General features: G+C 61.2%; 2 protein-coding genes. Both read right to left on the bottom strand.

From position 1 onward, the window contains the following. A partial coding sequence (locus AC1DUU_RS32425; RefSeq protein WP_476787388.1) for an ABC transporter substrate-binding protein occupies positions 1-916 on the bottom strand: 916 nt, incomplete at its 3' end. Continuing rightward, a partial coding sequence (locus AC1DUU_RS32420) for a cupin domain-containing protein (RefSeq protein ID WP_476787387.1) occupies positions 916-1221 on the bottom strand: 306 nt, incomplete at its 5' end. The genes AC1DUU_RS32425 and AC1DUU_RS32420, both read right to left, overlap by 1 nt.

The raw sequence follows: 1221 nt of genomic DNA, 5'->3' as shown, positions 1-1221 counted from the left end.
CGGCATCCCACACGGCTTTCGGCTGCAGGGCAGCGTCCTTCTGGTTGAAGCTCAGGAAGTGCACGGCGGCCTGCGGATAGGTCTCGGTGACCAGCTTGTCCTTGCCGGCGATCGTTGCGATCTGATCCGACGTCAGGTTTTTGGCCATGTCGACGTCACCCGATTCCAGCAGCAGCTGCTGGGTCGCGGCTTCCGCGACGTGGCGGATGATGACGCCCTTGATCGCAGGTGCGCCGTTGAAATAGTCCGGGTTGGCGGTGAGGTTGATGATTTCGCCCGGGCGGAAAGCCTTGAGCACGAACGGGCCGGTGCCGGCCGAGTTGGACTTCAGCCAGCCATTGCCCATGTCGCCATTGGCTTCGTTGGCCTGAAGCGTCACCGCGTCGACCACGGAAGCCGGGCGGGCGGCGAGAACGTTGAGCACGAAGGCCGAAGCGAAGTCGCCCTCATACTTGAGCACGACCTTGTTGCCGTCGGCCTTGACCATGGAATCGAAGTTTTCCGGGGTCCAGCCGAGCTGGGTCAGGATGAAGGCCGGTGCCTTGTTGAGCACGATGACGCGCTTGAACGAATAGACCACGTCTTCTGCGCGCAGCGGGTTGCCGGAGGTGAACTTGACGCCGTCACGCAGCGTAAAGGTGATGGTCTTGTTGGCGTCGTCAGCCGTCCATTCCTTGGCGAGGCCAGCTGCCAGCGTCTTGGTGTCGACGGCATCATATTGTACCAGGCGATCATAGGTCTGGGCGACATATTCGCCCGACGAGAATTCGTAAGCCTCTGCCGGGTCGATGCTGACGATGTCGTCGATGTTTTGCGCCACCACGAGCACGCCCGCAGGTGTCGCCGCGAGGCTCATTCCAGGAGTCATCGGCATCGCCAGCGCCGCAGCAAGCAGCGCGGCCTTGAACAGTTTCATCATTTTCTCTCCTTTTTGGTTCCCATTGTTGTCTCGTCGGCCCTTGAACCGCGCAGGGCCGGATGCTCCGTGCGTGACCTGAACATCGGCAGGGTGCCGGTCCAGAGCATGCGCGCGAACTTGTCAGTGTCGTTGGACCATGAATGCGGACTATTGCCGCGGAAATGCAGGCTGTCGCCAGCCGAAAGTTCCATCTCCTGGTCCTCGAGGCGCTGGGTAATCGAGCCCTCGAGAATGAACAGGATTTCCTCGCCCTCATGGCTGACAGTCTCGGAACGATAGCCCGGCGGGACGTTGAGGACGAA

It is taken from the genome of Aminobacter sp. P4_H6_2, from assembly GCF_056400805.1.
Note: the sequence above shows the minus strand (reverse complement) of the source record. Positions and strands in the feature narration are given on the sequence as shown.